Source organism: Flavobacterium soli DSM 19725 (assembly GCF_000422705.1).
GTDB lineage: Bacteria > Bacteroidota > Bacteroidia > Flavobacteriales > Flavobacteriaceae > Flavobacterium > Flavobacterium soli.
Map to the genome: position 1 here is coordinate 59,105 of NZ_AUGO01000013.1, position 16,715 is coordinate 75,819.

At 34.4% G+C, this 16,715-nt stretch carries 17 protein-coding genes; 10 read left to right on the forward strand and 7 right to left on the reverse strand.

Annotation, left to right across the window (positions count from 1 at the left end; translation table 11 throughout):
- Positions 1-23 precede the first annotated feature (23 nt).
- The 8 genes from G508_RS0113465 (at position 24) to G508_RS0113500 (ending at position 6,830) form a co-directional block, all read left to right on the forward strand.
- Positions 24-1,820: a TonB-dependent receptor gene (locus tag G508_RS0113465; protein WP_026705815.1), complete on the forward strand. Its 1,797-nt coding sequence runs from the start codon at positions 24-26 to the stop codon at positions 1,818-1,820.
- A 78-nt stretch (positions 1,821-1,898) separates the two neighbouring features.
- Positions 1,899-2,351, forward strand: a complete 453-nt coding sequence (locus tag G508_RS0113470) for a hypothetical protein (RefSeq protein ID WP_026705816.1) — start codon at positions 1,899-1,901, stop codon at positions 2,349-2,351.
- Positions 2,352-2,581: 230 nt separating this feature from the next.
- Positions 2,582-4,198 carry an asparagine synthase B gene (asnB, locus tag G508_RS0113475; RefSeq protein WP_026705817.1) on the forward strand — a complete coding sequence of 539 codons (1,617 nt, stop codon included), beginning with the start codon at positions 2,582-2,584 and terminating at the stop codon, positions 4,196-4,198.
- 211 nt (positions 4,199-4,409) lie between these two features.
- Positions 4,410-4,559, forward strand: a complete 150-nt coding sequence (locus tag G508_RS20140) for a hypothetical protein (RefSeq protein ID WP_157486033.1) — start codon at positions 4,410-4,412, stop codon at positions 4,557-4,559.
- Positions 4,560-4,588: 29 nt separating this feature from the next.
- Positions 4,589-4,813: a hypothetical protein gene (locus G508_RS0113485; RefSeq protein WP_026705818.1), complete on the forward strand. Its 225-nt coding sequence runs from the start codon at positions 4,589-4,591 to the stop codon at positions 4,811-4,813.
- Between the two features lie 157 nt (positions 4,814-4,970).
- Complete coding sequence (locus tag G508_RS0113490; protein ID WP_026705819.1) at positions 4,971-5,822, forward strand: aldose 1-epimerase family protein; 852 nt, start codon at positions 4,971-4,973, stop codon at positions 5,820-5,822.
- Complete coding sequence (locus tag G508_RS0113495) at positions 5,816-6,367, forward strand: GNAT family N-acetyltransferase (RefSeq protein ID WP_026705820.1); 552 nt, start codon at positions 5,816-5,818, stop codon at positions 6,365-6,367. Before G508_RS0113490 ends, G508_RS0113495 begins: the two co-directional genes overlap by 7 nt.
- 52 nt (positions 6,368-6,419) lie before the next feature.
- The gene (locus G508_RS0113500) at positions 6,420-6,830 is read left to right on the forward strand and encodes a hypothetical protein (RefSeq protein ID WP_026705821.1); all 411 of its coding nucleotides are present in this window, start codon (positions 6,420-6,422) and stop codon (positions 6,828-6,830) included.
- 133 nt (positions 6,831-6,963) lie between these two features.
- On the opposite strand, the gene G508_RS0113505 is transcribed toward G508_RS0113500, so the two are convergent.
- A complete protein-coding gene (locus G508_RS0113505; RefSeq protein ID WP_026705822.1) occupies positions 6,964-7,200 on the reverse strand; it encodes a VF530 family protein in 237 nt (78 codons plus the stop codon).
- Positions 7,201-7,256: 56 nt separating this feature from the next.
- Between G508_RS0113505 and G508_RS19035 the strand changes: the two genes are divergently transcribed.
- Complete coding sequence (locus tag G508_RS19035; RefSeq protein WP_084625991.1) at positions 7,257-7,736, forward strand: SixA phosphatase family protein; 480 nt, start codon at positions 7,257-7,259, stop codon at positions 7,734-7,736.
- Between the two features lie 45 nt (positions 7,737-7,781).
- Here G508_RS19035 and G508_RS0113515 read toward each other — a convergent pair whose 3' ends face one another.
- The 6 genes from G508_RS0113515 to G508_RS0113540 form a co-directional block, all read right to left on the reverse strand.
- Positions 7,782-8,912 (reverse strand): endonuclease, encoded by a 1,131-nt coding sequence (locus G508_RS0113515; RefSeq protein ID WP_026705823.1) that lies wholly within the window; start codon positions 8,910-8,912, stop codon positions 7,782-7,784.
- 97 nt (positions 8,913-9,009) lie between these two features.
- Positions 9,010-10,224, reverse strand: coding sequence for an RsmB/NOP family class I SAM-dependent RNA methyltransferase (locus tag G508_RS0113520; protein WP_026705824.1), 1,215 nt, complete (start codon positions 10,222-10,224; stop codon positions 9,010-9,012).
- A gap of 80 nt (positions 10,225-10,304) precedes the next feature.
- Positions 10,305-10,673: a four helix bundle protein gene (locus tag G508_RS0113525; RefSeq protein WP_026705825.1), complete on the reverse strand. Its 369-nt coding sequence runs from the start codon at positions 10,671-10,673 to the stop codon at positions 10,305-10,307.
- A 105-nt stretch (positions 10,674-10,778) separates the two neighbouring features.
- Positions 10,779-11,306, reverse strand: coding sequence for a KdsC family phosphatase (locus G508_RS0113530; RefSeq protein WP_026705826.1), 528 nt, complete (start codon positions 11,304-11,306; stop codon positions 10,779-10,781).
- Positions 11,290-12,051, reverse strand: coding sequence for a Rossmann-like and DUF2520 domain-containing protein (locus tag G508_RS0113535; RefSeq protein ID WP_026705827.1), 762 nt, complete (start codon positions 12,049-12,051; stop codon positions 11,290-11,292). The genes G508_RS0113530 and G508_RS0113535 overlap by 17 nt, the downstream gene beginning before the upstream one ends.
- A gap of 198 nt (positions 12,052-12,249) precedes the next feature.
- Positions 12,250-13,146 carry a pirin family protein gene (locus G508_RS0113540; RefSeq protein WP_026705828.1) on the reverse strand — a complete coding sequence of 299 codons (897 nt, stop codon included), beginning with the start codon at positions 13,144-13,146 and terminating at the stop codon, positions 12,250-12,252.
- A gap of 305 nt (positions 13,147-13,451) precedes the next feature.
- Between G508_RS0113540 and ccsA the strand changes: the two genes are divergently transcribed.
- Positions 13,452-16,604 carry a cytochrome c biogenesis protein CcsA gene (gene ccsA / locus G508_RS0113545; RefSeq protein ID WP_026705829.1) on the forward strand — a complete coding sequence of 1,051 codons (3,153 nt, stop codon included), beginning with the start codon at positions 13,452-13,454 and terminating at the stop codon, positions 16,602-16,604.
- Positions 16,605-16,715 lie beyond the last annotated feature (111 nt).

Sequence of the window (16,715 nt, forward strand, 5' to 3'; positions counted from 1 at the left end):
TTTTAATTTTCAATTCGATCGAAATGACTCATAAAATCCAATATAAAATTACATTCATCTTTCTTTTGGCAGGTCTGCAAAGCACTTTTGCACAAAAAAAGGATGAAAACATAGGAACTGAAGTAGTGAATGTGGTAAAGCCTTACACCCCTACAATTTCTGATGCTTTCAAAGTAAAAGAAACGCCTGTTATTGAAGATGAGGAAAACACAAAGAAAGAAGAAATCCAATACAATATTTTCTCTTTTCCAGTCGCTTCCACTTTTACACCTTCAAAAGGTAGAGCGGCTTCTGTTGACAAAACGGCTCAGGAACGTCTTTATAAAAATTATGTAACGCTAGGTTTTGGAAGTTATGCTTCTGCGAATGCCGAACTTTTTATTACCGAAAATGTTAGTAATACGGACTATGTGGGCGGAATGCTACGTCATCAATCTACTCAAGGTAATATTAAAGATGTAAAATTAGATGACAAATTTTATGATACCTCTTTGGATCTGACGTATGGTAGCAAAAAGCAAAATCTTTCTTGGAATGCCGATATGGGCTATCAGCATCAAGTGTATAACTGGTATGGATTGCCTGAATTTTTCGGAAATAATTTATCAGAGGCTGATCAAAATACTTTGATTAATAGCATTAATCCGCAACAAACCTATCACAATTTTTATATTGGTGGACGAGTCAAAGCAAATGAAAGTTTCTTTAACGAAGGAACATTCAAGTACAATCGTTTTTGGGATGCTCTTGGTTCTGAAGAAAATAGATTTTACATGAAGCCTTCAGTAAAGTTGGACATTGCTGACAAAGCCATTACTGCCAATTTCACGGTGGATTATTTGAGTGCTAAATTCGATAAAAATTATCCCAATTTTGAAAATCCGGGAGCACCCGTTTTTGGGAATGAAAATTCGTATCTTATTTTGGGTGCAAACCCAAATTTTCAAATCCTTGAAGATGATTTGACGTTGAATTTAGGTGTTGACATTGTCTATCTTTCAACACTTAAAAGTTTAACCAATGGAGTAGATGCAGGTTCGGATAGCGACTTTTTTATCTATCCAACCGTTACCGCTTCTTATAAAGTAGTTGGTGATTTTATGATTGCTTATGCTGGAGCTGAAGGTGGCTTGACACAAAATTCCTATAGAGATTTTACCAATATCAATCCGTTTGTTTCGCCAAATACTTTCATAGCTCCAACAGATAGCCAATATGACATTTATCTAGGTTTGAAAGGAAAACTTTCGAATGCCGTTAGTTACAACGTTCGTGGTTCCTATTTAAGTGAGAAAAATAAAGCTTTGTTTTTAAGTCATGATTATTCTCAAGATTTTGATAATGAAGATTATGCTTATGGTAATTCCTTTAATGTAGTATATGATAATATGAAAACGATCAGCTTTTTTGGAGAATTAAAAGCCGATTTTTCTAAAAATGTAGCTTTTGGAATCAACGGAACTTTTGCAACCTACAACAATGATTTGCAAGAAGAAGCATGGAATTTACCGCAAATAAAATTAGGATCAAGCTTGGATGTGAACATCACCAAAAAATGGTTTGCTGGAGCGAATGTCTTTTTCGTTGGCGAAAGAATGGATTTCCAAATTGATCAATCGTTCACTGAAATTGGAAATAATAAAAAAACTTTGGATGGATATTTTGATGCTAACTTAAATCTAGGATACAAATACAACGAAAGGTTAACGGCATTTTTGAAAGCCAATAACATCGCCAATCAAGCCTATGAAAGATGGTTGAATTATCCAGTTCAGCAATTTCAAGTAGTGTTGGGAGCGAGTTATAAATTCGATTTTTAATAGAAAACTGTCACAAAATATAAAGTCACAAAGTTCAATATGCTTTGTGGCTTTATTTTTTAATGAAATATTTTAAGAATGACTTTTAAAGAAAAAGTAGTTGCTCATTACAAACAGCAAATTCAAGACAAGATCGATGTTTTTCAAGATATGATTACGGCTTTGACCGAAGACTCAAAAAATGATGCAAAAGGTTCGGCTGGTGACAAACATGAAACAGCTTTGTCGATGATGCATATTGAACAGGAAAAATTGAATCATAAGCTTCAGGAATTTCTAGAAAACAAAGCTGTTTTTTCAAAGATAGATTTTAACAGAAATACGGATAAAGTTGTCTTGGGAAGTTTAGTACAAGCCAATGAAAATTATTTTTTAATTAGTGTTGCATTACCCAAAATTAGTATCGAAGGAAAAACAGTTTTTGGTGTATCCCCACAATCTCTATTGGCAATCAAAATGTTAGGTAATGATTTGGGTTTTAAATTTGAAATCAATGGCTCAAATTATCAAATCAAACAAATTGTGGCATAATTTAAATGAATTCATAATTTCTACTTCTAAAATTTACATTCTTCACAAATCTATACTTTTTTATAATTTATAACCAAATGGCTTTTTTGGAAGTAATTTAAGTTTTTAATTTTTGTATAATATCTTTTTTTGGTTTCAATTTATAACTAAAATTAATATATTGGTTTTAATGCATAAATATAATCTTCAAATTTGCTTTATACATTAAAAACAAATTATACGATTAAGTTATGTGTGGAATATTAGCCATTATTGGGAAAGGAAAAGATGAACAATTAGTAAAAGCACTTTCTAAAAGAATGTCGCATAGAGGACCAGATGAAAGTGATTTGCATATCACCGAAAATGGACATGTTTTGAGCCATGAGCGTCTGTCGATAATCGACTTACATTCTGGAAAGCAACCCATAAAAGGTTCCAAAACTGCCTACATGATTCATAATGGGGAAATTTATAACCATCAGGAATTGAGAGAGGGTATTTTGAGCCACCACACCTTTAGGACTAAATCGGATTCTGAAGTTATCGTTCATTTGTATGAAGAATTTGGATATGATTTTCTAAATAAATTGGACGGTGATTTTGCCTTTGTTGTTATTGATGGTGATGATTTTATTGCTGGACGTGACCCGATGGGAGTGAAGCCTTTATATTATGGGCTTGACGAAAGAGGAAGGGTTTATTTTGCATCCGAAATGAAACCTATAACAGATCAATGCAAAACGTTTTCTACATTTCCTCCTGGACATTATTATACCCCAAAAACAGGATTTGTAAAATATTATAAACCTGAATATGAAGATTATAGAAAATCAGTACAAGATCTGGACTTATCATTAATCAGAGAAACGCTAACTGAAGCTACAAGAAAAAGATTAATGAGTGATGTGCCGATAGGAGTATTATTGTCAGGTGGCCTAGATTCCTCATTAACTTCATCAATTGCTGCTAGATTGTTGGCAGAAAAAGGAAAAAAATTAAGTTCCTTTTCAATAGGTTTGGATGCAGATGCTCCTGATGCAAAAGCAGCTCGAAAAGTGGCAGCATTTTTAGGGACTGATCACCACGAAATTCATTTTACTATCGAGCAAGGAATTGAGGTTTTAAGTAAATTGATTTGGCATTTGGAAACCTATGATGTTACCTCTGTTAGAGCAAGTACCCCCATGTATTTCCTTTCCAAAGCCATTACCGATAGAGGAATTAAAGTCGTACTTTCAGGAGAAGGTGCCGATGAAATCTTTGGAGGTTATTTGTATTTTAGAAATGCACCATCAACCGAAGATTTCCAAAAAGAAACTATCGAGAGGGTTCAAAAATTATTTACTGCCGATTTATTAAGAGCCGATAAATCGACTATGGCTCATGGATTAGAGGCTAGAGTTCCATTTTTGGACAAAGGCTTTTTAGATGTTGCAATGCTAATTAAGGCAGAAGAAAAGCAACCGAAAACCTATAATGGGATTGAAAAATATATTTTAAGAAAAGCATTTGACACACCAGAAACGCCTTATTTGCCAGATGAGGTTTTATGGCGTCAAAAAGAACAATTCTCAGATGGAGTAGGTTATAGTTGGATCGATCAATTGATTGAATATTGTTCAAATCAAGTAACAGATTTGCAAATGGATAATGCAAAAGAGCGTTTCCCATATAATACACCAACTACCAAAGAAGCTTACTTCTATAGAGACATTTTTCACAAATATTATCCTCAAGTTAGTGCTGCCCAAACCGTTAGGAAATGGATTCCAAAATGGCAAGAAAATCTAGATCCAAGCGGAAGAGCAAATACAGCTCACGTTCAGGCGGATCCTGAAATTGCAAAATCAAATAGTGTAGTATAGTTAGGTTTGTTATATAGTTTGTTTGTATGAAAGCGTTGAGAAGTCAACGCTTTTTTTTTATAATTTTTTTCAATATTGTTTTTCGGTAAAGTATTTATAAACAGAAGGCTACATTGCAAGGCTTTTTTTCTAACATTTCCTTAACACGGCCCCTCAAGCAACCTTTGAAGTTTATGCCATCTTAAGTGAAATCAATAAATTTTTAATTATTATGAAAAAGTTCAAATTGCAAGCAATTGCATTATTAGTGGTAGTTTCATTAGCATTTACTTCATGTAGTAATGATGATAATCCCGGTCCAAATGTTGTTTTGAAAGAAGCTTTGGTTACAGTTGTTACAGGACCCCAAAAGCTAATTTAAATCAGGAAGTAAATCTGTCTACAAGCTTTGTGGTAGAAAATAGCTGTGGAGCCTTTAATAAATTTATTGAAACTGCTGAGGATAATACTAAGACAATTACTGTTGAAGCAAATTATGTAGGATCGAATTGTGTGGCGACTCCAACTACCAAAACGGCAACTTACAAATTTAAGTCGGCCACAGCTGGAACTTACAATTTGAAGTTTAAAAAAACAGCTACTGAATTTATAACACATACAATAGTTGTAGAATAAGTATTTTTTGTTTTTGTTAATTGCGAAAACACTGAATGAAAAGCCAATGTTTTTTTATTTTGTCTCTTACATCTTTTCCAATGATTATTTTGAGATCAATAAGCAATTGTAGTTTCAATATTTTTTACATTTACATCAAATAAAAAATATAGATAAATTGAATATTGCTATAAAAAATAATAATCTTACTGCAACAATTAGTACTAAAGGTGCAGAACTAATTTCCTTGAGAAGTGACAAGAGAGAATTTATTTGGGAAGGAAATCCAGAATTTTGGGGTAAACATTCTCCAGTTTTGTTCCCAATTGTTGGAACTTTGAAAGATAATAGCTATAACTATTTGGGAGATAGATATTTGCTTTCCCGTCATGGTTTTGCTAGAGATATGGTTTTTGATGTAAAAGAACAATCCGAAGATAGCGTTATTTTTTCACTTCAATCATCTGAAGAAACTTTGAAAAATTATCCATTTGCTTTTGAGTTGCAACTTATTTATACCTTATATCTAGATAAACTTATACTTCAGTACAAAGTAATCAATAATGATAAAAAAGAATTGCCTTTTTCCATTGGAGCCCATCCAGCATTTGCCTTACCAAAAGATTTTAGCAATTATTCGCTTTCATTCGATGAAGATAATGAACTTGAATATTTCTTGCTAGAAAACGACTTGCTTTCAGATCGAACATCGCAACTCAATTTAAGTAAAAATAAATTACATCTCCATTATCCGTTGTTTGAAAATGATGCTTTGGTATTTAAGAAACTACAATCAAAAGCAATCACGATCAATGAAAATGAGCAACCTATCCTGAAAATTTCCTTTCACGATTTCCCAAATTTAGGAATTTGGACGAAAGTAGATGCACCATTTATTTGCATCGAACCATGGTTTGGACATTCAGATACGCCTAAAAATTCTGGAGCTATTATGGAAAAAGAAGGCGTGGTTATTTTAAAGAAAGATAAAATTTTCGAATCTCAATTTTCAATAGAAATAGTATGCTAACACTTGATTTTTTACCTTTCCCAGTCTTAGAAACCGAACGATTATTACTCAGAAGATTAGATTCATCAGATGTTAATGAAATTTTCGAGCTTCGGTCCAATCCCGAAACCATGAAATATATTCCTCGTCCATTGGTAAAAAACCACGAAGACGCTCTAAAGCATTTCAAAACAATTGATGATGCAATTAATAATAATCTAGGAATAAATTGGGCAGTAACCCTGAAAGGAAACCCTAAATTACTCGGAATAATGGGTTTTTATCGTATTCAGCCGGAGAATTTTCGTGCAGAAATAGGCTATATGATACTTCCAGAATTTAATGGAAAAGGCATTGTGTCCGAAGCCATCCCGAGAATATTGGAATATGGTTTTACGACCATGAAACTTCATTCTGTTGAAGCAGTAATCGATCCTGATAACATTGCTTCTGAACGCGTGCTAAAGAAATGCAATTTCGAGAAAGAGGCACATTTTAAAGAAAATGAATATTTTGATGGCAAGTTTTGGGATTCGGTGGTTTATTCGATTTTGAATAAAAAATAAAGCAACCTTTTTTATCAATTCACATCTTGAAATTATAACTTAACATATAAACATGAAAAATAATTTAATTAAAATGCTTTCTGGAACTTTACTTTTCGCATTGTTCTCTACAAGTTGTTCGCTTCCAGACGATAATAAGGATAATTGTGTTCAAGTCATAGGTGTTGCAACAGATGGAGTTGTAGGTCCAGTTGAAGCAACTATTGATCAGGAAATCACCTTAAATGTCACTTATAAAATTGCAGCAAGTTGTGGTGAATTTTATATCTTTAGCGAACAAACTGTTAGTTCGACTGAAAAAAAGGTTGCAATCCTGGCTACATATGATGTCTGCAATTGTAATAATGTTTACACAACCAAAACCCAACCTTATAAGTTTAAGGTGGCTACTGCGGGTGTATATTCCTTAAAGTTTGCAACTGAAAACAATGCATTTATAACACATGTTATTACGGTTGAATAACCATATTAAGTTTCAATAAAATCCTGGAAATCCCAGGATTTTTTTATTAGTCACAAGAAAAATTTAAATTTTAGGAGCGAATCGTTTGAGTGTAGAGTAAAACCATTTTCTGAAGCTCGGGCTAGTTAAAAATCTATTCGCCCTTTGGAAACTTCGGAAGCGTCCGGATGTAGAGATTTTCGACCTTCGTTCTCGCCCAATCCGTTTTTCTAAGAAACGTTAAGCTCGATTTTATACTCGGATTATCAGTAAAACATTTAATCTTGATTAGTTCTCCCAGAGTATCAAAACCATAAAAAGAAACTAATTGCTCCAACATTTTTTGAAGCGTAACACCATGTAACGGATTGTTTTTCGACTGATTTTCCATCCAACAAAGGTAAGGAATTCAAAAATTAATTAAATTTATATCCAATATAAAAAAACATGAAACAATTCTATATTTTCCTATTCGGAATATTATCTCAAAACATAATGTCCCAAACTGAAACCACAATCTATCTAATTCGGCATGCTGAAAAAGCCGATAGTTCACCCAATACTGAGCTTTCAGCCGAAGGAAAAAAACGAGCAAATGATTGGGCAAATTATTTTCAATTGCAACCAATAGATTTCATCTACAGCACACCATATATCCGAACTCAAAGCACAGCATTACCAACAGCCATTTCTCAAAAAAAAGAAATTATTGCCTATAACCCAAGCGAACTAGATTTAAAAAAAATAATAGCTGAAAATACAGGTAAAACCATACTGATTATAGGACACAGCAACACCATTCCAAAGCACATCAACCAACTCCTCGGTGAAGAGAAATATCCTGAAATTCCTGAAAATGAGTTTGGAAATCTTTATTGTATCAAGGAGAAAAAAGGTGTCATTTCTCACTCTTTAACTAAAATATAAAAGCCGCATCTTTCGAATCGGCTCAATATATGAAAGTGTAAATTCTTAATTGATAATAACCTTTTTAGTTATCGTTTGAGTATCCGAACTTAATCTTAGGAAATAAAATCCTTGAGATAAATTCTCCAACGTATAAACATTGTTTGAACTGTTAGGATTTTTAATTTCTTGCATGATTTGACCATTAACGTTAATCAACTGAATTTCATCCAAGATCACTTCAGAGTTGATATTGATTCTATTGTTGTTTGATGGGTTTGGATAAACCATAACGTTTGCAAGAGTATCAAATTGTTTTGTACCCAACAATGCCTCAACTGTAGCACATTGTGTTGTCCAGATATCACACACATAATCAGGATTATCGATATATGGATTTCGATTGCCTTGATAGTCATAAATGGCATTATTCTGATCAATTTCCTTTTGAGAAACAGGATCTTCAATATGCCATTTTATCAAAAGTAAAAGAAAATTATCCGAAAAAACTTTATTATTTGTTCCGTCAAACATCGATTTTACTTGAGTAGTAGCAACATTTGCAGCGGTGTAAAAGCCAGCCATTTGTGTTTCATATCGTGTCGCAAAATAAAAGAATGATCGTGCAACATCTCCTTTGAAAGCATCTATTGGTTCAAAAACAGTTCCAGTAAAACTAGAAAAAGATGAAGATGCCATCGAACCTTTTTTAGAACCATTTTGAGAAGTATAACTAGCTGTTCCCACTTCACCAAAAGGAAAATTTCCTCTTGCTCCATTTACAGATCCATCAGACGGAACTACATGAAAAGGGTCATTTTTCATAGGACTCCCTTCATCGAAATAGGATTGAGCAACCAAATGTTCTCTATTATAGCAATCACCCTCACCATTATAGTTTCCACATTGGTCTGAAGTTGAAGTATAATTATAAGGATCAGCACTCGTAGGGTTTTCAGAGTAAATATCTAGTACAGTATTATCATCTTCATAATAATTGTCCCGAAAAGCACTTTCTGTATAGAGATTCCAAAGTGAGTTATATCCTTGATCACTATGACCATTTGTAATAATGTTTCGCAACTGTGTTTTTAAGGTATATCCAGTTCCTGTTGCATTATTGTAATAATTAGGAGGTGCTTGAGAAAATGCAAAAGCAGCAAACAATAACAATAATAAGGTGTAATTTTTTTTCATCTTCATAAATTAAGGGAAGCAAAAGTAGGCGATTATTTTAATCAAAATATTTTTTTAACATCTAATTTGAGATCTGTTAGAAAAAAATATTCTTGAATTATGCTTTTCGCTCTAACAATGCCATATAAAACCCGTCAAAACCTGATTCTGAAGCTAGGATCTTAGCGTCTTTTACAAAGGTAAAGTTTTTACCATTTTCTGTGGTTAAGAAATGCTTAACTTGTTCTTGATTTTCAGATGGTAACACCGAACAAGTTGCATAAACTAATTTTCCACCTGGTTTAACGATTCTCGAATAGCTTTCCAGAACCTCTGCCTGAACCTTACGGATATTGTCAATAAACTCAGGTTGCAGTTTCCATTTTGCATCTGGATTTCTTTTCAAAACCCCTAAACCGCTACAAGGTGCGTCAATCAAAACCCTATCTGCCTTTTCCTGAAGTTTTTTAATAACTTTCGTCGAATCGATAATTTTATATTCGATATTGAAAGCTCCATTTCTTTTGGCTCTCAATTTCAGTTGCTTCAATTTACTTTCATATAAATCCATAGCAATCAACTGGCCCTTGTTTTCCATAAGTGAAGCCAAGTGTAATGTTTTCCCACCGGCACCAGCACATGTATCAACTACTCTCATTCCTGGTTTTACATCTAGGAAAGCAGCCACTAATTGTGAATTGGCATCTTGAACTTCAAAAAAACCTTCCTTGAAAGCATCTGTCAAGAACACATTTGCTCTTTCTTTCAAAACTAAAGCGTCTGGCTGGTCTTTCAGATAATCAGTTTCAATATCTAAATCCATTAAGATTGCTCTTAATTTTTCCTTCGTAGTTTTCAAGGTATTTACCCTTAAAATCACTTTTGCAGGTTGGTTTTGAGCTGCAATTTCTTTAGACCATACTGCTTCGCCTAATTCTTGTACACCCACTTCATCCATCCAATCTGGAATAGATTCTCTAAACACTCTGTTTTTAGAAAGCTCATCAAAGCGTCCTTTTATTTTTCGTTCAGGAGTTCCTTCAAGTTGTCTCCAATCAGGAATTGGATAACCTCTCAAAACAGCCCAAACGGCAAATACCCTCCACAAATCATCTCGGTCAAAAGGTTCTTTAACATCAGCAATTTCGCTGTATAATCTCTTCCAACGTACTATTTCATAGATGGTTTCGGCAACAAATTTTCTATCGTGGCTTCCCCAACGTTTGTCTTTTTTCAAGGCTCTTGCCACCACTTTATCAGCATATTCTCCGTCATTAAATATTGCATTCAATGAATCAATCGTGGTGTAAACTAAATTTCTGTGTAATCTCATTTTATATAATTGAGGTGCAAAGGTATTACTTTTTGTTAAGTAATCAGTGTTCAGTGTTCAGTGTTCAGTTTTTGTAGAGGCTAAATTGAAACACCAAACTTTTGTGGATTTAAAATCATATAATTAATAATTCTGCCAACTTCATCACTTTCTCTAATCAGTTCATCAAATAATTCCTCACTGATATAGTCGCATTTGAGAGAGAATTCAAGCCAAACTTGAGTTTCAGAGTTTTCGGCATCACAGTCAGTAAGCTTGCTGTGAAAATTTTTAGGATATATTCTTTTTCTGTATGCTTCAGCAATATTTGCAGATACACTTCTTGAAGATCTTCTTATTTGGTCGGTTAGTGAATAAATTTCTTCTTTCGGAAAAGTTTTGGTAATCTCAAAAATTCTCATTGCTAAATGAAAAGATTTTTGATAGGCTAATAATTCTTGAAATCGCATAGAATGTTATTTATAATTTTAGACAAAATATATCACTGAACACTGAATACTGAACACTGAATACTGAACACTGAATACTGAACACTGAATACTGAACACTGAATACTAATCGTGTTTTCCATTAAAGTAAGTAGTCCATTTCCCTTGAACTTTCATAACCTGTTCAATAACATCACGAACAGCACCCTTTCCACCTTCTTTATGGGAAATATACGTCGAAATCCCTTTAATTTCAGGGCTTGCATCTTGAGGACAAGTCGGTAAACCAACCAATTGCATCACGTGATAATCAGGAATGTCATCTCCCATATATAAAACCTGTTCAGGCTTAATGTTCAGCATTTCGGTATACTCTTTAAAGTTTTCAACTTTGTCCGGACAAGCCAAATGGATATCCTTGATGCCAAGATTTTGCAAACGAATTCGAACACCTTCATTGCTTCCGCCCGAAATAACGCAAACATGATAACCGCTTTCAACGGCTGCCTTCATTGCATATCCGTCACGGATGTTCATTGTTCTGAGCATTTCGCCAGTAGAAGTAATATGAACAGAACTGTCGGTTAGAACGCCATCAACATCAAAAATAAAAGTCGTGATGTCGTTCATTAATTCCTTATAACTTTTTGCCATTGTCTTGTATGGATTGTGTTAGTAATTTATATATGTTTTTATGATTTTCATCTGACAAAAAATTCAGATGCGATTCGATAGTAGTTTTGTCGTTTCGTTTTGCAGGACCAGTTTGAGCCTCATTTGGCGAAAGCGACATGATTTTATCAGCAGTTTCTTTTATCAAAGGTTGTAAAATTTCAAAAGGTACTTGATTTTCATCACAAATAGCATTGCCAATTGCATAAAGATGATTGACAAAATTATTAACGAATACTGCCGAAACGTGCAATGACTTCCGTTGTTCTGAATTAATCATAAAAACCTTATCGGATATCGAGTCGGCTACTTTTTTCAAGATATTGTAATCATCGTTAAATTGGCTTTCAATGCAAATCGGGATGGTTTTAAAATCAACTTCTTTGCCTTTTGTAAAAGTTTGCAAGGGATAAAAAACACCTTTTCTATTGTTGTCGTTCAAATTTTCCATCGAAGCACTTCCAGAAGTATGCACCACCAATCGATTCTTGAATGGCAATTGCGAGGAAACTTCTACAATAGCATCATCTGTAACAGCAATTATATAAATATCGGCTTCCGCCAAATCATCAAAGCGGTCTGTAATTTTATCAATGGAAATGAGATGTGAAACAGATTCTAGCTTTCGCGAAAATACCTGAACCACTTCTATATCAGGATTTTTATTGAAGGCCAAAAGCAGATGCTGGGCTACATTGCCCGAACCGATAAGGGTTATTTGTATCATCCGACAAATTTATTCAAAAAATAGGACTTTAAAGAGTATGCAAGTACGTTTACAACAATCGGATGAATAAAAATTAGACACGAATTGCAATAATCTACACTAATTTACCTGTCAAAGTCATCTTCGTGAAATTTCAGAGTATATATTTTCGTGTAAATTACTGCAATTCGTGTCTTTATAATCCGTGATAATCTGTGTTTACTTTTTAATATTAAAATTTGCCGATTGTTCAGGCAACGGTACAAACTCAGTTTCACCTGGAACTTTCGGAAACGTCTGGTCAAGCCATCTTTGTTTAGCATCTTCAATCAATTCTTTTGTTGAGGCTACAAAATTCCAATAAATGGTTCGTTCTTCAGGAAAAGGTTCACCTCCAAAGATGTAAATCGTAGTGTTTTCATTCATTTCAAATGAACAAAGTTTCGAGTCATTTGCAATCAGGATTTGTTTTGGGCCAAAATTATTGCCTTCGCTTTCGATACTTCCTTCCAATATGTACAAGGCGCTTTCGCCAAACAAATCATCGCCCAAGCTAACGGTTTGCTTGGTAGTAGATTTTAATTCTAGAAAATAAAGCGGACTATAAACAGGTACTCCCGATTTTTTGCCGAAGGCTTCACCAGCAACCAGTTTTATGTCTATTTCGCCAATCTTCCAATGCGGAATGTCTTTTTCTTCAATATGAAAAAACGACGGTTCCATCTGCTCAAGATGCTTTGGCAAAGCCACCCATATCTGCAATCCATGGAGCGATTTGTCAGAATTTCGAAGATATTCTGGTGTTCTTTCAGAATGAACGATGCCCTTTCCGGATGTCATCCAATTGACAGCTCCCGGTTTTATCTCTATTTCAGAACCTAAGCTATCACGGTGCATAATACTTCCCTCGAAAAGATAGGTGAGGGTTGAGAGCCCGATATGTGGATGTGGCGGAACATCAAAGTTCTCATATTCGGTTAATTTTATTGGTCCCATGTGGTCGATAAATGCAAATGGACCAACCATTCTTTTTTCGCGGAAAGGCAATAAACGCCCTACCATAAAGTTACCGACCACGTTTGGTCGCTCTTCTATAATGAGTTTGATGTTTGACATTGTAGTTGTTTTTTTAGCAGTTCAAATATAAGAAAAATTGTTGTGGGTAAGGGAGCTTTTAGCTATCGGCCTATAGTGCAATTACCTGATGGTTGTTGTGCTGCTTCTTAACTAGATTGTGAAAAAAGATTGAAGAGGGCTGATAAAATTTGGCGAAAGCCTTAAAAACATTCATTTTGGCTTTAGGTTTCATAATTTTTGTGTAGTTTTTTATGCTTTTTTTAAGAATATCCGAAGAAGCATAATGAAAAGATTGCTAACATTTTTGTGTATTTTTGCACCACTAAAAACAATCTCCACTTCTCATGGATAATAAAATACTTTCTCTTCTTGCTTCCTTCTTTTTTTCCACTCGCTTAATGGCCGTCTTGTTTCTCGGTTTTGCATTGGCGATGGGAATTGGAACTTTCATTGAAAACGAATACAATACGGACACTGCCAGAATATTGATTTACAATACAAAATGGTTTGAAGCGATAATGTTCTTTTTCTTTGTGAATTTCTTCGGAAACATCAAACGTTATCAATTGCATAAGAAAGAGAAATGGGCAACTTTGATGCTGCACTTGGCTTTTATTTTCATTATTGCAGGTGCTTTTGTAACGCGTTATATCAGTTATGAAGGGATGATGCCAATACGCGAAGGAGAGGCTTCCAACCAGATTTTTTCGGATAAAACTTACTTGACTGTTTTTGTAGATGGTGAATATAAAGGTGAAATGAAGCGTAAGACTCATGAAGAAGATTTATTGCTTTCGCCTGCAACAAGCAACGATTTTTCTATTAAAGGTAAATTCGACCAATTGCCTTATGAGATAAAATATGAGAATTTTATTATGGGTGCTGTTGAAAAAGTTGAGGAAGATCCAAATGGAATTACGTTTTTAAAAATGGTAGAATCAGGTGGCGGAACGCGTCACGAACATTATTTAAAAGAAGGCGAAGTACAAAACATTCACAACGTTTTATTCTCGTTGAATAAATATACTGCTGGAGCCATCAACATCAATACCGAGGGAGAAACTTATACCATTAAAGCCCCTTTTGAGGGAGAGTTTATGCGAATGGCCGATCAATTCAAAGGAAGCGTTGTGAAAGATACAACCCAACAATTGATGATGCGTTCGCTTTATAATTTAGGTGGAGCACAGTTTGTTTTTCCTGAACCAGCAATTAAAGGTAAAGTTGGATTTGTATCCAATAATGACTATAAAGATAAGGTTACCGATGATGCTTTAATCGTAAAAATTATTGCCGAAGGAGAAGAAAAAGAGGTAACGCTTATAGGATCAAAAGGAAAAATGGGTACGCCACAATCATTTACATTAGGAAAGCTAGATTTTACTATTTTCTACGGAAGCAAGGTATACGAAGTACCATTTAAAATTCAATTGAATGATTTTATTGCTTCTAAATATCCGGGAACTGAAAAGAGCTACTCGGCTTATGAAAGTCAGGTTACGGTTATAGACGGTAAGGAAAAATTTGATGCCAGAATTTTTATGAATAATGTCTTGGACTATGGTGGTTTCCGTTTTTTTCAAGCTTCTTTTGATCCAGATGAAAAAGGAACAATACTTTCGGCTAATCACGATTTTTGGGGAACTTGGATTACTTATATTGGTTATTTTATCTTGTTTTTTGCCATGATGGCAATTTTATTTGACAAGCATACTCGTTTTGCCGATATCAAGAAGAAGTTAGAAAAAGTAAAAGAGAAAAAAGCAAAGCTTATTACGGTTATACTGTTGTTTTTGAGCTTTAGTAGTTTTGCACAACAGCATGAAGGCCATACGGATGAAACAAGACAGGCGGCCGAAAAATTCATCAACGAACGTATTGTTGACAAAGAGCACGCCGAAAAATTTGGACGTTTGGTGATTCAAGATGCTGGTGGAAGAATGAAACCGGTGAACACGTTTTCGTCTGAATTGTTGCGAAAAGTAAGCAAGCGAGACACATATAATGATATGAATTCCGATCAGGTTTTCCTTTCGATGACACAATATTCTAGGGCTTGGTTTGAAATTCCGCTGATTTTTATTGATAAAGGAAATGACAGTATTAGAAAGATAATTGGGGTAGATAAAGGTCAAAAACTGATTCCTTTTAGAGCATTTTTTGATGCAGAAGGCAATTATAAATTATCACCTTACCTGGATGAGGCCTATAAAAGTGCAGTTCCAAACAAATTTCAAGACGATTTTATTAAAACAGATAGAAAAGTAAACCTTTTGAATTCTGCCTTGAGTGGCAGCATTCTGAGGATTTTTCCGGTTCCTAATGATGAAAACAACAAATGGGTTTCCCACATGGAACTTCACGGTGCAGGTTTTAAAGGAATGGATTCGGTTATGACCAAGCAGATTCTTCCGCTATATTTTATGGCTTTGGATTCGGCTAGAATTACCAAAAATTATAAAAATGCTGATTTCTATTTGGATGGCATGCATAATTTCCAAAAAAAATACGGTAGCAAGGTAATTCCAAGCGACGATAAAATTTCATCTGAAATAGCCTATAATAAATATGATATCTTCAAGAAGTTATATTATATGTATATGCTAGCGGGATTATTGATGCTAATCTTTACTATTGTAAACATCCTTTTGGAAAAGAAAGCCATCCGAATAGTAATGAATGCTTTTCATATTCTGATTGGCTTTTTCTTTTTCTTGCATACACTTGGATTAATTGCAAGATGGTATATTTCGGGTCATGCACCTTGGAGTGATGCTTATGAGTCTATGATTTATGTGGCTTGGGCGACGATGTTTTTTACTTTGGCATTTGACCGAAAATCTAAATTAACAGTAGCTTCAGGAACTTTCGTAGCTTCAATGATCTTGATGATTGCACATTGGAACTGGATGGATCCTGCTATTGCAAACTTGCAACCGGTTTTGAATTCTTATTGGCTGATGATTCACGTGGCGGTTATTGTGGGGAGTTATGGGCCGTTTACCTTAGCGATGATTTTGGGTGTTGTTTCCTTGATACTGATGTTGTTTACTAACGAAAAGAACAAGGCAAAAATGAATTTGAACATTCAAGAAATTACCTATATCAACGAAATGGCCTTGACAATCGGTTTGGTCATGCTAACGATTGGAAACTTCCTTGGAGGACAATGGGCCAACGAAAGTTGGGGACGTTATTGGGGTTGGGACCCAAAAGAAACTTGGGCCTTAATTAGTATTATGGTATATGCCTTTGTAATTCACGCTCGTTTCGTTCCGTTATTCAGGGGGAAATGGACGTTCAACCTGATGAGTATCTTAGCGTTCTATTCGATTATGATGACCTATTTTGGAGTGAATTTCTATCTTTCGGGATTGCATTCCTATGCAAGTGGAGACCAAGTGGTGACACCTGTTGAGTTTTACTATTCGTTGGGAATTTTGACCGTGTTGGCTAGTTTTGCTTATTTTAAGCATAAGAAATATTTGAAGAAATAAGCTTCAAAGTTTAAACACAAATTCCACAGACTTTCACAAATTAATATATGCAAAAGGCTCAACATAAGTTGAGCCTTTCTTAATTTAAACCATTAAGGAATTAAGTTTCAT